Here is a 17,324-nt window from a genome sequence, read left to right as displayed (position 1 = left end):
CGTGTAATCAGGGGTGTATTTAGAAATTGCGACTGGCACTTAGAATCGAGGTAGGATCAGAGAAAGGTGCGCTTGAAGGGGTGCCGGTCCTGTTGCGCCTGCTGGATGAGCATCAGGTAAAGGCCTCGTTCTTTTTCAGCCTGGGTCCCGACTATACGCGCTACCCATTCGCACATCTCATCCCAACACTCATCAGACAACGACTGCCAGTTTCCTATATCGGCAGGCGCTGCAGGGACAATCTCCTGGCGGTGGCAAATGCCGGCCATGATATCGGCCTCTCTTCCTTCACTGCCCTGGATTGGCAACGCGATGTGGCCTTCAGAACGGCGGCCTGGACCCATAATGAGATGGCCCGGGCGGTGGAAAACTTCACCGGTCTGTTTGGCCGAGAGCCGCGCTATTACGCTGCCAGGGGGTGGCAGGTCAATCCCCATCTGCTAACGGAAGAGGAGGGATATGGGTTTGAGTTCGCATCCGATGTACGGGGCCATCACATCTTCCTGCCGGAACTGCAGGGAGCCCTCTCCCGTTGTCCACAGATACCGACGACATTGCCCACGCTGGATGAACTGCTGAGCCAGGAAGAGATCAACCAGGATAATCTGCATCAGTATCTGTATGCCGCCTGCCAGCGCATCATGCCCAATGGCGAAGTATTCAGCCTGTCCGCCGAGCGGGAAGGGGGTGAATTGCTCAAGGTGTTCGAGCGGTTGCTGGTGATGTGGAAGGGGGGGCAATGGGAGATCCGGTCCCTGAGTGAGCTTTTCGGCAGGATCGGGCAGGCGCCACTGAAGCGGCATCGGATCGGCTGGGGAACCGTGGCCGGGGAGACGCGGCATCTGGCCATGCAAAGCAGTGCCCTGTGAGCGGATTGCGGGACGACTGAACTGTGGATTGCCGGTTTCCGGGCATGCCCCGATAAATAGGGCCATATGTTCCGGGTGATTAGTTACCCATACGGAAAGGATATGCATGAGCCGACAATGAAGAATCGGCAGAAGGAGACGACATGTCATTACAGCTTCGGGTAAGAAACCGTGAACTCAGGGAGTTGGTTTATGCGGCTCCCTCAAAGATTCATGGCACCGGTGTTTTTGCCAGGCAGGAACTGAAAAAGGGCGACTATATTGGGACCTATCACGGCCCGACCGCGAGCCGGAATGGCACTTACGTACTCTGGGTCTACGATACGGATGATGAAGCGAATGCAATCGGGCGCAGCGGTAAAAATCTCCTGCGGTATCTCAATCACAAGATACCGGGCAACGCCGAATTCGACGGTTTTGATCTCTATGCCAGAGTCAGGATTGCAGTGAATGAGGAGATTACTTTCAATTATGAACCGACATAGCTCCGCTATCAGTGATAGCGTCTCATCTGGCCGACCAGGATCCCTTGTATCCGCACCTGATCCGGTGCGTAGGTCATGGGTGACATGGTGGAATTGGCGGGGTGCAGAATCACGCAACCCGGCTTCTGCTCGATGCGTTTGAGCGTGGCGTCACTGCCGTCCACCAAGGCAACGACAATTTCTCCGTTGCGTGCATGATCACGCTGTTCGATGATGATCTGGTCACCATCGAGAATTCCCTCTTCGATCATTGAATCGCCTTTCACCTGCAGGACATAACAGGGCCGGCCGGAATGTAAGAAGTCCGGCACCTGCACCCGCTCATGTTGTTCAACCGCCTCGATCGGCCGGCCTGCGGCGATATACCCCAGGAAGGGGAGCCCCTCCGTTTCATCCTGCCCCTCACCGGCGAGTCGTATGCCGCGCCGACGGTTATTCATCGGCTCTATCAGGCCCGCGTCGATCAGGGCCTGAATCTGCTTGTGCAACGAGCCCTTGGAGCTGAGTCCCAGGGCGCTGCAGAGTTCATCAAGTGTCGGGGGGTGGGGGAACTTGTCCAGATTGGCTAGCAGGTAGTCATATATCTCCTGCTGTCTGCGTGTCAGATGTTCAATCATGTCGCCCCCTGTTCTCTAGTGGTTCTATTATAGCCGAGAGAGAACAAATAGGAAACAGGCAGTCGTGAAATCGGATCAAATGGCCGCTTCAGTGACCCAGGAGAAGACTACTGCCACTTTGTTTCCCGGTTCTTCATAATTTACCGAATCACAGAGGGAGTGGAGTAATTGAATGCCCCGGCCACTCGGGCTGTTCAATTCCGGCGTCAGATAGTCGTCGATAATCGAAAGATCAAAACCGGGACCGCTATCTTCAACGCGGATTTTTATCTTCCCGCCCTGCGCTGTTTTATGACTCTGAATAGCGATGTTGATGAACCCCTGATCCAAATGCTGCAGACGCTTCTCGCGTTCGGCAAAATACTCGGCAAACCCATCCGTTGAACTCTTTATCTCCGAGTTCAGATTAAGCAGCCCGTGGTCAAGCGCGTTGACATAGAGCTCGCTGAGCAGGGTAAACAGCAGCCGACGATGCCGATGCAGTCCCTCCATTTCCTGGATATGGTTGATAAGCAGAGGGATGGGGTCGGTCTTGTTCAAACGATTGCCGGGCAGGGTGATGGAAAACTCCAGCGGATCGCCCTCGGCACCCGCCGTTGCCGGCACGGTTTCGCGTTTGAGCGGCGCGCTGGAAGCGGGGGCGATCGGCCAGAAGTTGTTTCCTTTCTCCGCCCACCTGGGCAGCAGTTCAGGCACGCAGGGGATATCCGCAAGGCTGATATCGTCGTCCTGGGGGGCATCCTCACAGAACGCCGTAAGCGCGCTGAGGACGCTGTCGAGGGCCGAGTCATCGGGTCGCTTTTCGAGCAGGGCCCGTTCGAGGCGCGCCTTGCCGAAATAGGCATTGTCCCTGTTTCGCGCCTCGGTAACACCGTCGCTCACCAGTAATATCCGGTCGCCCGGGGTGATCTTCGCGCGGACAAACCGCGCCTGATATTCAATATCAGGCGCTATCCCAAGCGGGAAGGATTGAGAGCTGAAGCGCTGGCGGATCGATCCGGACGCGCCATCCAGAAGCAGAATGTCCGGCATGCCGCAATTTATCACCTTGACATAATCGAGATCGTGGTTGATGGCGATGAACTGGATGGCAAAAAACATGCCGGTCGGCAGCAGGCTGTAGAGTTTCTGGTTGATCCCCGAGACGATCTGTTGTGGTGAAAAACCCTTTGCGGTCATGGCGCGAAACACTTCCGCCGCCGGCAGCGCACCGAATGCCGCCGCAAGACCATGTCCGGTGAAATCGCCCAACAGGATGTGGACGTCGCTGGACGGGGCATAGGCGCTTAACAGCACATCGCCGTTGAATTGCTCGGCCGGCTTGATAATGGTATTCAGGCAGTCCCGTTTGATATTGTCCGCGATCACCGCACCGTTAAATACCGTCTCCGCCATTTCCTGGTCCATTCGCATCTGGCCGTGCAGGCGCATGGCATCCGAATGGATCTGCCGCACCCGCTCGAAGGAGTGCAGCTTGGCTTTCAGCAGAATCGGCGATACCGGCTTGGTGAGGAAGTCGTGTCCACCCAACTCGATGCAGCTCGCGTAGGCCTTTTCGTCCGTCTGTGCCGATAAACAGATAAACGGGATGAACTTGCGGTCCCTGACCGAAAGCATCCGTCTCACCGCCTGATGGCAATCCTGCCCGGCGATCTCCTGATCGATGAAAACGATATTCGGTCTTTCGGTCGTGAAATAATCCAGCGCCACCTTTGGGTCCGCAGTCTCCAGTACCCGATAGCCGGCCGCCTCCAGGAGCGGCCGAAGCGTTTTACGGCTGTGTGCTTCATCAATGAGCAATGCAGTCTGCCCGTCCCGTCTGCCTTGCTGATGCAGTGGAAAACTTGGCTCAGGTATTGTCGGCATACGCGGTTACCTATACAGCCGGGAAAAGATCGATGAGACCAGCGAAATATATGTGGCTGTATCGGCCTGGCGGGGGATTTCTTGACAGGAGTGCCGGATTACCCGCCTCACTTCGGCCCCGCCGTAGAGCGGGTCGCATGGCGTGGTCAGGCACAGGTGGCCAGGCAGGCAAGCACACTGGCGGCGGGCAAGGAGCGTTTCAGTCAATCCCGACAGACTCCGGGTCTACCCAAACAGACTGGAACTTATAAATACTGAAATATTGGCCCTTTATCGCCTGGCGGCGCTACAACTAGGACTAAGCATATATTTCCGCTATTTCTGGCGGCCTACACTAGTGCGGCAGCGCCGCAAAACCGCCGCCGGGAGACCGTGTATCACCGGTGATTCCGGCATGCAGATAATCCAGGTGTATTCCAGGCCGCCGGCGATCCTGCCTGCGCTGTTCATGGAGCGCCTTGGGTGCCGCGGATGAGTGCTCCCTTTTGTCCCGTTTGAGGGAGCGGCGGAAGAATTTCCGGACCTCGACCGGCTTGCTCTTGAATGTTTCGCCGTCGAGCCGGTGAATCAGGCTGAGGGCGGCGGACGGGGGGGCAACATGGGCGATGCCATGGTATTCGACCTGCCCAAGTTTGGGGTCCTCGATGCGGCAGATATCACAATGTTCAAGGGTACCGAGGGGCGAGAACTGCAGCAGATACCACTTGGGCTTCAGGGCCGAGGTAATAAACTGCATCAGATCGAGCCGGGTGGTGGCATTGGGTAGCCTGCGAATGAAAATGTCCATGATCCACTCCCTGCATGCGCGCGCTAGGCATAGTCGATAACTTTGACCACGTTCTGGTCAAATAGATCCCGTTCCGGCATCGTCGGAGAAAGCCCCGCCTGTCCGGATACCATGCGAAATATAGCAGCACCGGCAGCCAGGTTGTGTAAATAAACTTACCTCAAGTTTCGGAGTTCAAAGGGCGTCGGTAGGGCGGGCCGCCCCCTTTCCGGGACACGCTGTGAATACATCCCTGTACGCTCGGCGTCGGCATCCATGCCTCCGACGGTCCCGGCAAGGGGGTGGCCCGCCCAGCGTCTGGAACTGAACTCCGAAGCTTGAGATATTACTATTTAAGAGGTTTCCAGGAGGCGCTCGGAGGCGGGCCGGGGAGGCGCGGCGACCGAAGCAGATCAGTCGCCGCCCCCATGATCCGGGCTAACCCGCGGATCACCGTTTTCCCGGGTCAGCCCAGTAGCGGGGCAATGACCAGGCTGACAATCGCCATGACGTTGATGAGAATGTTCATCGAGGGGCCCGAGGTATCCTTGAAGGGATCGCCGACGGTGTCGCCCACCACTGCGGCCTTATGGACATCGGAGCCCTTGCCGCCGAAGTTGCCTTTTTCGATATGCTTCTTGGCATTGTCCCAGGCGCCGCCGGCATTGGCCATCATCAGTGCCAGCAGCACACAGGCGAGCAAGGCCCCACCCAGCATGCCGCCGAGCGCCTCGGCACCCAAAATAAAGCCGATGACCATCGGTGCCGCTACCGCGATGACGCCCGGCAGAATCATCTTCTTCAGCGCGGCCGTCGTGGCGATATCCACACAACGCGCACTGTCGGGATCGGCGGTGCCTTCCATCAGGCCCGGTATCTCGCGGAATTGCCGACGGATCTCCTTGATCATGTCGAAGGCGGCATCACCCACGGCGGTCATGGTGATCGACGCGATCAGGAACGGCAGGACGCCGCCGATGAACAGGCCGATGAGTACGTGCGGGTTGTTCAGGCTGAGTGCGAAATCGGGTATGTTGGCGGAGACGGTCTCGACATAGGCGGTAATAATGGCCAGCGCCGCCAGTGCCGCGGCACCGATGGCAAAGCCCTTGCCGATGGCGGCCGTGGTGTTACCCAGTTCATCCAGGGAATCCGTGATTGCACGGGTGTCCGGACCCAGCCCACCCATCTCGGCAATACCGCCTGCGTTGTCCGCAACCGGCCCATAGGCGTCGATCGCCATGGTGATACCCACCGTCGCCAGCATGCCGACGGCGGCGATGCCCACGCCGTAAAGTCCTACCAGTGAGCTTGAGACGAAGATAATGGCACAGATGGTGAGGATCGGAATGACCACTGACTGCATGCCGATGGCGAGCCCCGCGATCATCACGGTGGCCGGGCCGGTCTCACCGGCTTTCGCAATCCGTATGATGGGTTTGCCGGCGGTGTAGTATTCGGTAACCAGTCCGATGATGATGCCACCGACCGCCCCGGAGAGCACGGCGCCCCAGACGGCGGCGGATACCCCGATCACCTTGATCAACGCCAGGGAGGTGATGATAAAGAGGACAGTCGCCCCAATGGTGCCGATTCGCAGCGCGACTTCCGGGCTCTTTGCCGAGTACTTGCGTACCAGCAGAATGCCCATGACCGAGCAGATCAGTCCCAGCGAGGAGAGCGCCAGGGGCAGGAACATCAGGTCCGCCTGCTTGCCCAGTGGGTCGAGGAAGTCGGCCGTCATGGTGGAGGCGATGGCAATGGTGGCGATCATGGCGCCGCAATAAGACTCGAAGATATCCGACCCCATGCCGGCCACATCGCCCACGTTGTCGCCCACGTTATCGGCAATGACACCGGGATTGCGTGGATCATCCTCCGGAATGCCCGCCTCGATCTTACCCACCAGGTCGGCACCCACATCGGCCGACTTGGTGAATATACCACCGCCGACACGGGAGAACAGGGCTACGGTCGAGGCGCCCATGCCGAACCCGTGGATGGCATGGGCCGTTTCCGGATCGCCCCCGAAGAAGAGGTAGAGGGTGCCAAGCCCAAGCAGGCCCAGCGAGGCGACCGAGAGGCCCATGATGGAACCGCCGAAGAAGGCGATGGAGAGGGCTTCGGATGCGCCTTTCTCGTGAGCCGCGGTGGTGGTTCTCACATTGGCCTGGGTGGCCGCGAACATGCCGATATAACCGGCCAGCGCGGATGCGCTGGCGCCCACGACGAAGGCAAAGGCGGTTTTCACCCCCAGCATGAACAGCAGCAGTACCACAAGGACAGCCGAGAAGGCAGCCAACATTTGGTATTCGCGCCGCATGAAGACCATGGCGCCTTCATGTATCGCTTCGGCAATTTTGGTGACTTTTTCGCCGCCGGTCTCGTAGCGCATGACCAGCTTGTAGATTTTTAAGGCCACAAACAGGCCCAGTATCCCCAGTAATGGCGGTAGTAAGTTACTTAAACTCATTTCTCCCCTCGTTTTTTTTATTCAACATAAAAAACAACTATCCGGGGTTAATGACAATGAGCGGCATTAACCCCTGAACAGACAGTCCTGATACAAGACGAATGGAACAACGGAACCGTACTGCTTCTGACGACGCAAGATAAATTACTCAAATAGGCTGATTAATAAAAGCAATCAAGAGTATATCCGAATCCGTTTCTATTGACAGTCCCTTGGGAAGGTGAAAATTTGCGCGAAATCAACGGACCCGGCCGGCCCGTGGCGGAGTGCAGAGAGCACCCGGGAGAGGCGAACGCCTCCCCCGGGTGGTTGCGGATCAATAGGCCGGTCTGGCCAGTTCTGTCAATAATCCCTGTTCTTCCTCCGGGTGACTGTTCTCCCAGTGGTCGAAGTAGACCAGCTCCTGAAGTGGCAACCGCTCCCGCCAGCCGGCGCTCTTCAGTTCCGGCTCGCTGAGGAAGTGCTCGACATAGCCCAGACAGAGATAGGCGACCGGGGTGACCTGTGCCGGCAGATTCAATAGCTTTTTGAGTTTTGACCGGTCAAATATACTGACCCAGCCGACACCGACACCTTCACCCCGGGCGGCGAGCCAGAGATTCTGTACCGCACAGACACTGCTGTAGACATCCATGGCCATATCATGGGTACGCCCGATGACAACCGGCCCGGCGCGTTCCCGGTCACAGGTGATCACCAGGTTTACGGGAGATTCCAGGATGCCCTCCAGCTTGAGTGAACTGTAGATATGTCGTTTCTCGGCCGTTTCGAACATCGCCTCGGCTTCCCGGTTGGCTTCGAGGAACAGCTGATGAACTTGTTGCCTGACCTCCCGGGAGCGTATCAACAGGAAATTCCACGGCTGCATGAAACCCACGGATGGCGCATGATGCGCCGCCTGTAACAGGCGGGCCAGGATCTCGTCCGGAATCGGGTCAGGCTTGAACTGCCCCCGGACATCGCGGCGCGAGTAGATCGCCTTGTACACCGCATGGCGTTCGGCGTTGCTGAAAACGTGCTCGAATTGGTGCTCAATAGATTGATTTTCCATGATATTCCCCTTGGCTGGAAAACCGAGGATAGGTGACCAGGTATCCTTCGTAATTGGGCTTCAGGCCGGTCTTCTGACTCAGGATCAACTTTTACGAATACCTTCCCGGCCAAAGCGACCAGTGGCTGACCAGACAGGTCCACCCGTAAAATCCCCATTACAGCGTTGGGCACGTAGCGGAGTTTCACCGCTTTCCCGATTCTCCCGGCCGCAAACCGGCCGGGCACCTGAAGTTGTATGGAACCGGGATTCTACATGATTTGCGTTTCAAGTTTACCTTCGATTATTTGGCCTCCATAATGGGCGCTTTTTGATCCAACGGGTAAGCATGGCGTGAAACAGCTGATTCTCGGGGGCGCCCGCTCAGGCAAGAGCGCCTTGGCGGAACGACTGGCAACGGAGTCGTCCGGTCGGGTTATCTATGTCGCCACGGCGGCACTGGTAGATGAAGATCTGGAGATGGAGCGGCGCATCAGGCGGCACCGGGAACGTCGTCCCGAGCACTGGCAGCTGATCGAGGAGCCGTTGAATCTCGCCGCCACCCTCCGCCAGCACTGCACTGGCGGACAACTGCTGCTGGTCGATTGCCTGACCCTCTGGCTCTCCAATATCCTGCTGCTGGATGACGGTCGGCACTTTCAGGAACAGACCGAGGCGTTGTTGTCGGTCGTGCCGGATTTGCCGGGCGAGCTGATCCTGGTCAGCAACGAGGTGGGACTCGGCATCGTGCCGCTGGGCGAGATCACCAGGCGTTTTCAGGACGAGTCCGGTTGGCTGCATCAGCGCCTGGCCCAGCTCTGTGACCGCGTGATATTCACCGTGGCAGGCCTGCCACTGACACTTAAAGGGGAACCACTTTGAAACCAGACTGGCTGAATGACCCGGTAGCGGTACCGGACCGGACCTATAGCGGTATCGCGACAGCGCGGCAACTGCAGCTGACCAAGCCGGCCGGATCGCTGGGCATGCTGGAGTCGCTGGCAATCCGCCTGGCGGTCCTGCAGGGCCGGGAGTCACCCCGGGTGGACAAGGTGTGGATAACGGTGTTTGCCGGCGATCATGGGGTTGCCGCTTCCGGGGTTTCCGCCTTTCCACAGGAGGTCACCGTACAGATGGTGGCCAATTTTTCCGCCGGTGGTGCTGCTATCAGCGTGTTGGCGGACTCCCTCGGCGCCACCCTGGAAGTGGTCGATGTCGGCACCGTGGCCGAACCGGCGGATCTGCCCGGTGTCATCAGCCATCGCGCCGGGGCGGGCACCGCCAATCTGCAGCATCAGGATGCCATGACCGCCGCGCAACTGGCTATCGCCCTGGATGCCGGTCGTGCCGCTGCCCGCAGGGCATTGGCTCAGGGGGCGGAACTGTTTATCGGCGGCGACATGGGCATCGGCAACACCACGGCCGCGGCGGCGCTGGGTTGCGCGCTGCTGGAGGTCGACCCCGAGCGGCTGGCCGGGCCGGGTACCGGTCTCGACCGGCAGGGTGTCTCCCACAAGGCCGCGCTGCTGCGAGGGGCACTGCAACGCTACGGGGACCTCATCCGTCAACCCCTGGAGGCACTGCGTTGTCTGGGGGGGTTCGAGATCGCCGCCCTGGCCGGCGCCTACCTCTGCTGTGCCCAGGCGGGTTTGCCGGTGCTGGTCGATGGCTATATCACCACGGCCGCCGCGCTGGTGGCGGTGCGCCACCGTCCCGAGGTGCGGGAGTGGCTGCTGTTCTCCCATCAATCGGCCGAGCCGGGTCATCAGTTGATGCTGCAGGCGCTGGACGCGCGGCCGCTGCTGAACCTGGGCATGCGCCTGGGCGAGGGCAGCGGGGCGGCGACCGCGGTGCCGCTGTTGCGCGCGGCCTGTGATCTGCACAACCGTATGGCGACCTTTGCCGATGCCGGTGTGGCCGGGGGGTGAGTGTGCCGGGAGTGGATCCGGAAACGGGCGCAGGCCCGACCACGATCGATCTGATCCGCCATGGCGAACCGGAAGGCGGTGTGCTGTTCCGCGGCTGGCGTGATGATCCGCTGAGCGATCGCGGCTGGCGGCAGATGCGTGAGGCGACCGCCGGCCACGCCCCCTGGGACCGCATCATCTCCTCGCCGTTGTTGCGTTGTGCGCAGTTTGCCGCCGAGTTGAGTCACAAGGCGGGTATCCCGATGGCGCTCGACGAGCGCCTTAAAGAGATCGGCTTTGGTGACTGGGAGGGTCGCTCACCGGAGATCCTGTATCGGGAATCGCCCCAACTGGTGGGCGCCTTCTGGAACAACCCCGTGGACTGCCCGCCACCGGGGGGGGAGCCGATGACCCGGTTTCAATCCCGGGTGGCATCGGCCTGGCGGGATATCCAGTCGCTGCATCAAGGCCAGCATCTGTTGATCGTCGCCCATGGCGGTGTCAACCGGATGATCATCGGCCAGGTGCTGGAGATCTCCCTGCGTCATCTGTTCCGGATAGAGCTGCCCTATGCGGGAATCAGTCGCATCCGTATTGAACAGGGCTGTCCGCGGCTGGTGTTTCATTGCGGATCACCGGCCCCTGAAAACGGTTGACTATATGATCAGGCAATTTCTCTTCGCATTACAGTTTCTGACCCGGTTGCCGGTCGCCGTGCCGGGTCCGCTGCCAGGTGAATCGGAGCAGGGGAGAAGCCTGCTCTACTATCCGCTGGTCGGTCTGCTGATCGGGCTGTTGCTGATGGCCACCGACAGTATGGCCGGTACTGCCGATCCCCTGCTGCGTGCCGTGCTGTTGCTGGTTGTCTGGGTGGTGGTGACCGGCGGATTGCATCTTGACGGGCTCGCCGATATGGCCGATGCCTGGATCGGCGGTCAGGGGGACCGGGACAGAACCCTGGAGATCATGAAGGACCCCACCTGCGGCCCCATGGCGGTCACTGGCGTGGTGCTGTTGTTGCTGGTCAAGCTGGCCGCGCTGCAGACGCTGACAACCCAGGGCGCCTGGGGTGTCCTGCTGGTGGCCCCGCTGCTCGGGCGGCTCAGTCTGATGGCGATCTTTCTCTATCTGCCCTATATCAGGCCGGTGGGTCTCGGTTCCACGCTCGCCGCGTATCTCCCGAGAGCGCAGGCCGTCCGGGTACTGCTGGCCTCGGCACTCTTCTGCCTGGTTATATTGGGGTGGTCCGCCGTGTGGATCCTGTTATCCTGTGCCGCGCTGTTTTATCTCTACCGCCAGGCCATCATGTCACGCATCGGTGGTTTCACCGGCGATGCGGCAGGCGCCATCTGTGAACTGACCGAGGCGATGTCGCTGGTAGTGGCGGCTGTGCTGCTATGAGTTTCGCGCTGATTCTGCCAGCGCTGTTGCTGGACCGGATTCTGGGCGAACCCAGGCGCTGGCACCCATTGATCGGGTTCGGCCGGATGGCGCACTATCTGGAGGACCGCCTGAACAGGGGCAGCGGCAAAGCCATGCGGATCGCCGGCAGCCTTGCCGTCCTGCTGCTGGTGACGCCCCTGGCCCTGGCTGCCCACGGTCTCAGTGGCTGGCTGGGTCCGCTGTTCGATATCTTGCTGCTGTATCTGGCGATCGGCGCCAACAGCCTGGCGGGGCACGCGCGTGCCGTAGCCGAGGCACTGCAAACTCCCGACCCGGAACTCGCCAGAGAGCGGGTCGGTATGATCGTCAGCCGGGATACCCAGGATATGCCGCACACGGCCATCGTCAGTGCCACCCTTGAGTCCGTGCTGGAGAACGGCGCCGATGCGATCTTTGGTGCACTGTTCTGGTTTTTGCTGGCCGGCGCCCCGGGGGTGGTCGTCTATCGGCTGGTCAATACACTGGATGCCATGTGGGGCTACCGTACCCCGCGCTTCCTGGATTTCGGCTGGAGTGCCGCGCGCCTGGATGACCTGCTGAACTGGTTGCCGGCCCGGCTGACCGCCCTGGCCTATGCCGTTGCCGGTGATTGGCGCGGAAGTATCCGCTGTTGGCACGAGCAGGCCGGCGCGCTCGACAGCCCCAATGCCGGCGTCGTGATGACGGCCGGGGCGGGTGCGCTCGGCGTGATACTCGGTGGTCCCTGTTGCTATGCAGGGTTAGAGAAAAACAAACCCTATTTCGGGACCGGGGTGGTTCCCGCAACGGGCGATATCTACCGTGCCATTGACCTGGTGCATAAAAGCGTGCTGTTGTGGGTGATTGGGATATTGATGGGAGGATGGCTGCTTGCTTGAGCATGGCGGGAGGCTGAGAGCCGCCGCGGAAGCCTATGGGATTCCGCTGGACGAGTGGGTGGATCTTTCGACCGGTATCAATCCGGACGGCTGGGCGGCCCCGCGGCCGCCCGATACGGTCTGGCAGCGCCTGCCGGAAGAGGCGGATGGACTGGAGCAGGCGGCGTGTGTCTACTATGGATGCCGCAGTCTGTTGCCGGTGGCGGGCTCGCAGCAGGCCATTCAGGTGCTTCCTGCACTCAGACCCGTGTCGAGAGTCGGGGTGGTCGATCCCTGCTACGGCGAACACCCGCACGCCTGGCGATACGCCAACCACCAGGTACGGACGATCGCCGCCGATGCGATAGAGGGCCGCATCGATGAGCTGGATGTGCTGGTCATTTGTAATCCAAATAATCCCGACGGCCGTGTTTTTACCCGGTCACAGTTATTGGCATGGCATAACAGGCTTTCAGTAAGAGGCGGCTGGCTGGTGATCGATGAAGCCTTTATGGATGCTACACCGGAACGGAGCCTGGCCAGCGTTACGCCCAGGGCCGGACTGATCATCCTGCGTTCGCTGGGCAAATTTTTCGGGCTTGCAGGGGCCCGGGTGGGATTTGTCCTGGCTGAAACAGCGCTGCTCGAGCGGATAAGGGTGAAACTCGGTCCCTGGAGCATTGCCGGGCCGTCACGCTGGGTGGCGAGCGCGGCACTGGCCGACCGGGCCTGGCAGGCGAGGATGCGTGGCGAACTCTCCCTGGCTGGCGCCCGGCTGCAAACGCTATTGACCCGTGCCGCTCTTGAACCCGCTGGAGGGACATTACTGTTCCAGTATGTAAAAAGTGCGGCTGCCGATTCGATTGCGGATCACTTGGCGCACCACGGCATCCTGGTGCGACGGTTCCCGGAGCAGTCGGCTGTTCGTTTTGGACTGCCGGGTGAAGAAGAGGCGTGGGATCGATTGGCGGATTGCCTGGCTCGGCGACCCAAATGAGCGCGCGGTCGATATAACTTGTCGGATTATTTTACAGCTCAGCGCGAAGCCGCGAATTATATTTCTTATATTACATAGAGATATATAGATGGCGTGAATATTGCCTAAACAATTTTGACTGGGAAAATAGCTTTAAAATAATACGAAGCCTGTTTGTAGGACATCGCCTACCCTGATTGTAGGTCTGATCTCCAACTGGATGCCGAATTTTTGCAAAAAAGGTAGTCCATAGGCTGATCTTCTATTGAACAACCTTCATGAAATGAACATGCGCTGGATCTGCAGGCGGACGGTTTTGGCATAGGGAAGGGCAAGAGCATGAGAGTGGTGCTTTACTTTGTCGCCTTTGGTTTTCTGTTCGCATTCGCCATCCCGATGCTGATCGGCACCTTTATCAACGAGGACGACCAGAATAGCCGGCAGCTGCGACAGGGTGCCGATCCGACTACCATCATGGGGGAGACCGCTTCCGGCATACCCGGGGATAGCTGCACATCCGAAGGGTATGACTATCTGATGACGGGTGACGGTTATCCGTATGTTCAAAGGCAAAATAATCCGTACATAGCGGCACTTATAAAAGATGATGTGGTAATCCTGATGGTCCATGAGAGTGATAATCTGGCTATACCGGTGTTGACGACAGGGCCGCTTCCAGAGGAGGTGGAGGGGCTTTCCGCTGCCCTGCGGCGTTGTGTCCGGAGCGATATAGCGCCCCGGGTTACGCCGCTGTCACTGCAGATTCAAGAGTGAATCCATTGCCTGTCTAATGCCTGCAAGCGGCCGGCGACAGGGTTCTACACAGCCTGCCAGGCCAGATATTCTCTGCCGGATTATGAATCAACTTCCCCGCCGAACTCTCCATATAAAGGCACATCAACGGGGATTTTGCGGGAGCCGGTCGCTCCGATTCAGGCGGTGGCGCGCCTTGACTTAGATCAGCCTGGGTAGGCAGATCCCGCGCTAGGGTTTACTATTACTGGACGATAGAAAGATTTTACCGGGGTATTCACGGCAGCGGGATAATTGAACTGACACGGTTTTGCCATTTTGCCGACATACTACCCGGGTAGAATAGAACAAAATTCGTCAAGGAAAGAATAAATAATCAGGGTGCAAGGGAGAATGTATGAGCGCTCAAGGCAGTCCAAACATTTCATTAGTCCGGTTCGAGAATGAGCAGCAAAAAGTACCGCATTCCGAATCCGATAGTGTATCCCCCGGTGTCGTGGCAAGCGACAAGATGAGAGTCTTTTCGCGCCTCCACTCGTTAAGAGGAAAGGTGCGGCTTTTCGGACACTTCTTTCACGCCCAGTTCCTCTTGCTCGCCGTCGTTGAATATCTCTCGTTTGTGTCGGTATACCTGTTCGTGTCGCCCCTGCTGGATACCACCAGGATTTCCGCGCCACTGGCCCAGCGTTGGCCGGAAGCGGCCTTCGCCGGCATGGTACTGGTCCTCGCCATCGCCTCCATGGGGCTGTACGACGCCCGCCAGCGGGAAGGCATCAAGGGGGCCTTGATCAGACTGATGGTGGCATGCCTCTCGGGTCTTCTGACGATGACCCTGCTGGATGCGCTTTTTCCGTTGTTTACCACGGATGCCGCCTATATCGGTGAATATGTCCTGCTGGCCTTTGTCTACTCGATAGGACTCAGAATCTACTTCTACAAATTTGTCGATGGGAATGTCCTGCAGCGGCGGGTCCTGGTGATCGGGGCTGGCCGCCGTGCCGCATCCATCGATAAACTCAGGCGCAAGACCGATCAACGGGGTTTTGAGCTGGCCGGTTATATACGAACCGCCATGGACGAGGCGGTCCAGGTGGGAAATCACAAGCTGCTCGATATTGATGACGATATCTGCCGTTATGCCATTGAGCATCACATCGACGAAATTATCATTGCACCGGATGACAGGCGCAGAAAATTACCCCTTGAAGGCCTTATCGACTGCCGCATGAGCGGCATAGCGATAACCGATCTGCTCGACTTTTTCGAACGCGAAACAGAAAAGATAAGGCTTGATCTTATCCAGCCAAGCTGGCTGATCTATGCGGAAGGCTTCAGGCGTAATATTCTCCGTTCCGTTGCCAAGCGTGCATTCGATATCCTGATCAGCTCGGTGATGCTGGTCATCTGTGCGCCGCTGATGGCGCTGACGGCAATAGCCATCCTGCTGGAGAGCAAGGGGCGGGGACCGGTGTTGTACCGGCAGGAACGTGTAGGGCGGGATGGGCGATGCTTTAATCTCTACAAGTTCCGCAGTATGCGCGCGGATGCAGAAAAGGATGGCGTGGCCCGCTGGGCGCAACCGAACGATTCAAGAATCACCGGGGTCGGCTCATGGATACGCAAATACCGCTTTGACGAGTTACCCCAGCTATGGAATATTTTTGTCAGCGACATGAGCCTGGTGGGGCCCCGCCCGGAACGCCCCGAGTTTGTAGAGCAGCTCTCCAAAGTGAATGCGCTGTATAAGGAAAGGCACCGGGTCACGCCCGGGCTGGCCGGCTGGGCGCAGGTCTGCTACCCCTACGGAGCCTCCAGGAAAGACTCCATGGAAAAGCTTCAGTACGACCTCTATTACGTGAAAAACCACGGACTGTTGTTTGATTTCTATATACTGGTGCAGACGGCGGAGATTATTTTTTTCAAGAAGGGTGTGCGCTAGGCGGCTTGCGGCCCCTCATGGCTTGATATCGTATTTTTCCATCAGACTGTAAAGAGTCGGGCGGGTGACGCCCAGAATCTTTGCGGTATCGGAAATGTTTGCATCTGTATGGTTAAGTGCGCGCAGAATCGCCTTGCGTTCGGCCTCCCCACGAACCTGTTTTAAATTTAACGGCATCGCCTCTGCATCCGGAGCGGCGAGCTCAAGATCTTCCAGGGTTATCAGCGGGCTTTCTGCCATAATCACCGCGCGCTTGACCCGGCTCTCTATTTCACGCACATTGCCCGGCCAGTCATAGTGTTCGACGGCAAGAATGGCATTTTTGTCGAAGCCGCTTATCTGCTGGTTATACTCTTTGCTGAAGCGCTCAAGAAACGCCTTGGCCAATACCAGCGCATCTCCCTCACGCTCCTTTAATGCCGGTATTTTTATGGTGACTTCACTGATCCGGTAATACAGATCTTCCCTGAAGCGGCCTGCTTCAATCAGGTTCTGAATATTCTGGTGGGTGGCGCAGATGATTCGCACGTCGATGGGGATCTCTTCGCGTCCACCGATTCGCTCCAGGACACGTTCCTGAAGAAAACGCAGGAGCTTGGCCTGAAGATCGATTGGCAGATCGCCGATTTCGTCCAGAAACAGCGTACCACCGTTGGCGTATTCAATCTTACCCCGGGTCTGTTTCGAGGCGCCGGTGAAAGCCCCCTTCTCGTAACCGAACAGTTCGCTCTCCAGCAGGTTTGCCGGTATGGCAGCACAGTTGATGGCGACCATCTTATGATCGGACCGTGGGCTGAGTTCGTGCAGGGCCTGCGCAAACAGCTCCTTTCCCGTGCCGCTGGCACCGAGCAGCAGGGTTGTTATGTTGGATGGGGCAACCTTCTCGATCGTCCTGCAAACCTTGATCATTTCCGGGCTGGTTGCAATGATGCCGTTGAGTGGGGTTTTGAACTGACTCTGCTGAAGTTTGATGTTTTCCTGCTCAAGCTCGCTTACATGATAGGCGCGGTTGACAATCAATGACAGGATCTCCGGTTCCACCGGTTTCTGGCAGAAATCGTAGGCGCCAAGCGCGATTGCCTTTACCGCATTCGTCCGGTCATTATCTCCCGTCACCACGATAATCTTCGTGCCCGGGGCAATGAAGAGTATCTCCTCCAGTGAGGCAAGTCCCTCGCTGACGCCGCCTGGGTCGGGCGGCAAGCCCAGATCGAGCGTTACAACCGCGGGCTGGTGGCGCCGGATTTGCGTGATGGCCTCTTCCCTGTCTCCCGCCATCAGCACCTCAAAATCATCAAAACACCATCGGAGTTGACTCTGTAGGCCAACATCGTCCTCGACGATTAACAGGTACTTATTCAAGT

At 58.5% G+C, this 17,324-nt stretch carries 16 protein-coding genes and 1 riboswitch; of the genes, 10 read left to right on the top strand and 6 right to left on the bottom strand.

The genetic code is table 11. From position 1 onward, the window contains the following. The first annotated feature begins 26 nt into the window (after positions 1-26). Both O9K64_RS08175 and O9K64_RS08170 read left to right on the top strand, forming a co-directional pair. Positions 27-869, top strand: a complete 843-nt coding sequence (locus O9K64_RS08175; protein ID WP_275097587.1) for a polysaccharide deacetylase family protein — start codon at positions 27-29, stop codon at positions 867-869. Positions 870-1,012: 143 nt separating this feature from the next. Next, on the top strand, positions 1,013-1,354 hold the full coding sequence (locus O9K64_RS08170) for an SET domain-containing protein (RefSeq protein ID WP_275097586.1): 342 nt from the start codon (positions 1,013-1,015) through the stop codon (positions 1,352-1,354). An 8-nt stretch (positions 1,355-1,362) separates the two neighbouring features. Here O9K64_RS08170 and lexA read toward each other — a convergent pair whose 3' ends face one another. From lexA to bluB, 5 genes are all read right to left on the bottom strand, one after another. Then, on the bottom strand, positions 1,363-1,968 hold the full coding sequence (gene lexA, locus O9K64_RS08165; RefSeq protein ID WP_275097634.1) for a transcriptional repressor LexA: 606 nt from the start codon (positions 1,966-1,968) through the stop codon (positions 1,363-1,365). 78 nt (positions 1,969-2,046) lie between these two features. Continuing rightward, positions 2,047-3,771 (bottom strand): fused response regulator/phosphatase, encoded by a 1,725-nt coding sequence (locus tag O9K64_RS08160; RefSeq protein ID WP_275097585.1) that lies wholly within the window; start codon positions 3,769-3,771, stop codon positions 2,047-2,049. 400 nt (positions 3,772-4,171) lie between these two features. Then, positions 4,172-4,624: a hypothetical protein gene (locus tag O9K64_RS08155; protein ID WP_275097584.1), complete on the bottom strand. Its 453-nt coding sequence runs from the start codon at positions 4,622-4,624 to the stop codon at positions 4,172-4,174. A 445-nt stretch (positions 4,625-5,069) separates the two neighbouring features. Further along, positions 5,070-7,076, bottom strand: a complete 2,007-nt coding sequence (locus O9K64_RS08150; RefSeq protein WP_275097583.1) for a sodium-translocating pyrophosphatase — start codon at positions 7,074-7,076, stop codon at positions 5,070-5,072. Positions 7,077-7,392: 316 nt separating this feature from the next. Continuing rightward, complete coding sequence (gene bluB, locus O9K64_RS08145; protein WP_275097582.1) at positions 7,393-8,127, bottom strand: 5,6-dimethylbenzimidazole synthase; 735 nt, start codon at positions 8,125-8,127, stop codon at positions 7,393-7,395. Between the two features lie 45 nt (positions 8,128-8,172). After that, positions 8,173-8,373, bottom strand: a riboswitch (cobalamin riboswitch). A gap of 87 nt (positions 8,374-8,460) precedes the next feature. On the opposite strand from bluB, the gene cobU reads away from it, so the two are divergent. From cobU to O9K64_RS08105, 8 genes are all read left to right on the top strand, one after another. After that, positions 8,461-8,988, top strand: coding sequence for a bifunctional adenosylcobinamide kinase/adenosylcobinamide-phosphate guanylyltransferase (gene cobU, locus O9K64_RS08140; protein WP_275097581.1), 528 nt, complete (start codon positions 8,461-8,463; stop codon positions 8,986-8,988). Continuing rightward, entirely contained in the window at positions 8,985-10,034 is a 1,050-nt protein-coding gene (gene cobT, locus O9K64_RS08135; RefSeq protein WP_420493161.1) for a nicotinate-nucleotide--dimethylbenzimidazole phosphoribosyltransferase, read from the top strand. Before cobU ends, cobT begins: the two co-directional genes overlap by 4 nt. Next, entirely contained in the window at positions 10,031-10,669 is a 639-nt protein-coding gene (locus O9K64_RS08130) for a histidine phosphatase family protein (RefSeq protein WP_275097580.1), read from the top strand. The genes cobT and O9K64_RS08130 overlap by 4 nt, the downstream gene beginning before the upstream one ends. 4 nt (positions 10,670-10,673) lie before the next feature. Then, entirely contained in the window at positions 10,674-11,414 is a 741-nt protein-coding gene (locus O9K64_RS08125) for an adenosylcobinamide-GDP ribazoletransferase (protein WP_275097579.1), read from the top strand. Then, positions 11,411-12,313, top strand: coding sequence for an adenosylcobinamide-phosphate synthase CbiB (gene cbiB, locus O9K64_RS08120; RefSeq protein ID WP_275097578.1), 903 nt, complete (start codon positions 11,411-11,413; stop codon positions 12,311-12,313). Before O9K64_RS08125 ends, cbiB begins: the two co-directional genes overlap by 4 nt. Beyond that, positions 12,306-13,289, top strand: a complete 984-nt coding sequence (gene cobD / locus O9K64_RS08115; RefSeq protein WP_275097577.1) for a threonine-phosphate decarboxylase CobD — start codon at positions 12,306-12,308, stop codon at positions 13,287-13,289. Before cbiB ends, cobD begins: the two co-directional genes overlap by 8 nt. A gap of 318 nt (positions 13,290-13,607) precedes the next feature. Continuing rightward, a complete protein-coding gene (locus tag O9K64_RS08110) occupies positions 13,608-14,042 on the top strand; it encodes a hypothetical protein (protein ID WP_275097576.1) in 435 nt (144 codons plus the stop codon). Between the two features lie 529 nt (positions 14,043-14,571). Next, positions 14,572-15,960 (top strand): TIGR03013 family XrtA/PEP-CTERM system glycosyltransferase, encoded by a 1,389-nt coding sequence (locus O9K64_RS08105; RefSeq protein ID WP_275097575.1) that lies wholly within the window; start codon positions 14,572-14,574, stop codon positions 15,958-15,960. A 15-nt stretch (positions 15,961-15,975) separates the two neighbouring features. Here the strand turns inward: O9K64_RS08105 and prsR are convergent, their stop codons facing one another. After that, complete coding sequence (gene prsR, locus O9K64_RS08100) at positions 15,976-17,322, bottom strand: PEP-CTERM-box response regulator transcription factor (protein ID WP_305793077.1); 1,347 nt, start codon at positions 17,320-17,322, stop codon at positions 15,976-15,978. Between the last annotated feature and the right edge of the window lie 2 nt (positions 17,323-17,324).

It is taken from the genome of Sedimenticola hydrogenitrophicus, assembly GCF_029017505.1.
GTDB lineage: Bacteria > Pseudomonadota > Gammaproteobacteria > Chromatiales > Chromatiaceae > Sedimenticola > Sedimenticola hydrogenitrophicus_A.
Note: the sequence above shows the minus strand (reverse complement) of the source record. Positions and strands in the feature narration are given on the sequence as shown.

What these genes read in the sequence shown, in the direction of transcription:
- O9K64_RS08170 (WP_275097586.1), top strand. Translation starts at nt 1,013, where the DNA reads ATGTCATTACAGCTTCGGGTAAGAAACCGTGAACTCAGGGAGTTGGTT.
- O9K64_RS08155 (WP_275097584.1), bottom strand. Translation starts at nt 4,624, where the DNA reads ATGGACATTTTCATTCGCAGGCTACCCAATGCCACCACCCGGCTCGAT.
- O9K64_RS08150 (WP_275097583.1), bottom strand. Translation starts at nt 7,076, where the DNA reads ATGAGTTTAAGTAACTTACTACCGCCATTACTGGGGATACTGGGCCTG.
- bluB (WP_275097582.1), bottom strand. Translation starts at nt 8,127, where the DNA reads ATGGAAAATCAATCTATTGAGCACCAATTCGAGCACGTTTTCAGCAAC.
- O9K64_RS08125 (WP_275097579.1), top strand. Translation starts at nt 10,674, where the DNA reads ATGATCAGGCAATTTCTCTTCGCATTACAGTTTCTGACCCGGTTGCCG.
- cbiB (WP_275097578.1), top strand. Translation starts at nt 11,411, where the DNA reads ATGAGTTTCGCGCTGATTCTGCCAGCGCTGTTGCTGGACCGGATTCTG.
- O9K64_RS08110 (WP_275097576.1), top strand. Translation starts at nt 13,608, where the DNA reads ATGAGAGTGGTGCTTTACTTTGTCGCCTTTGGTTTTCTGTTCGCATTC.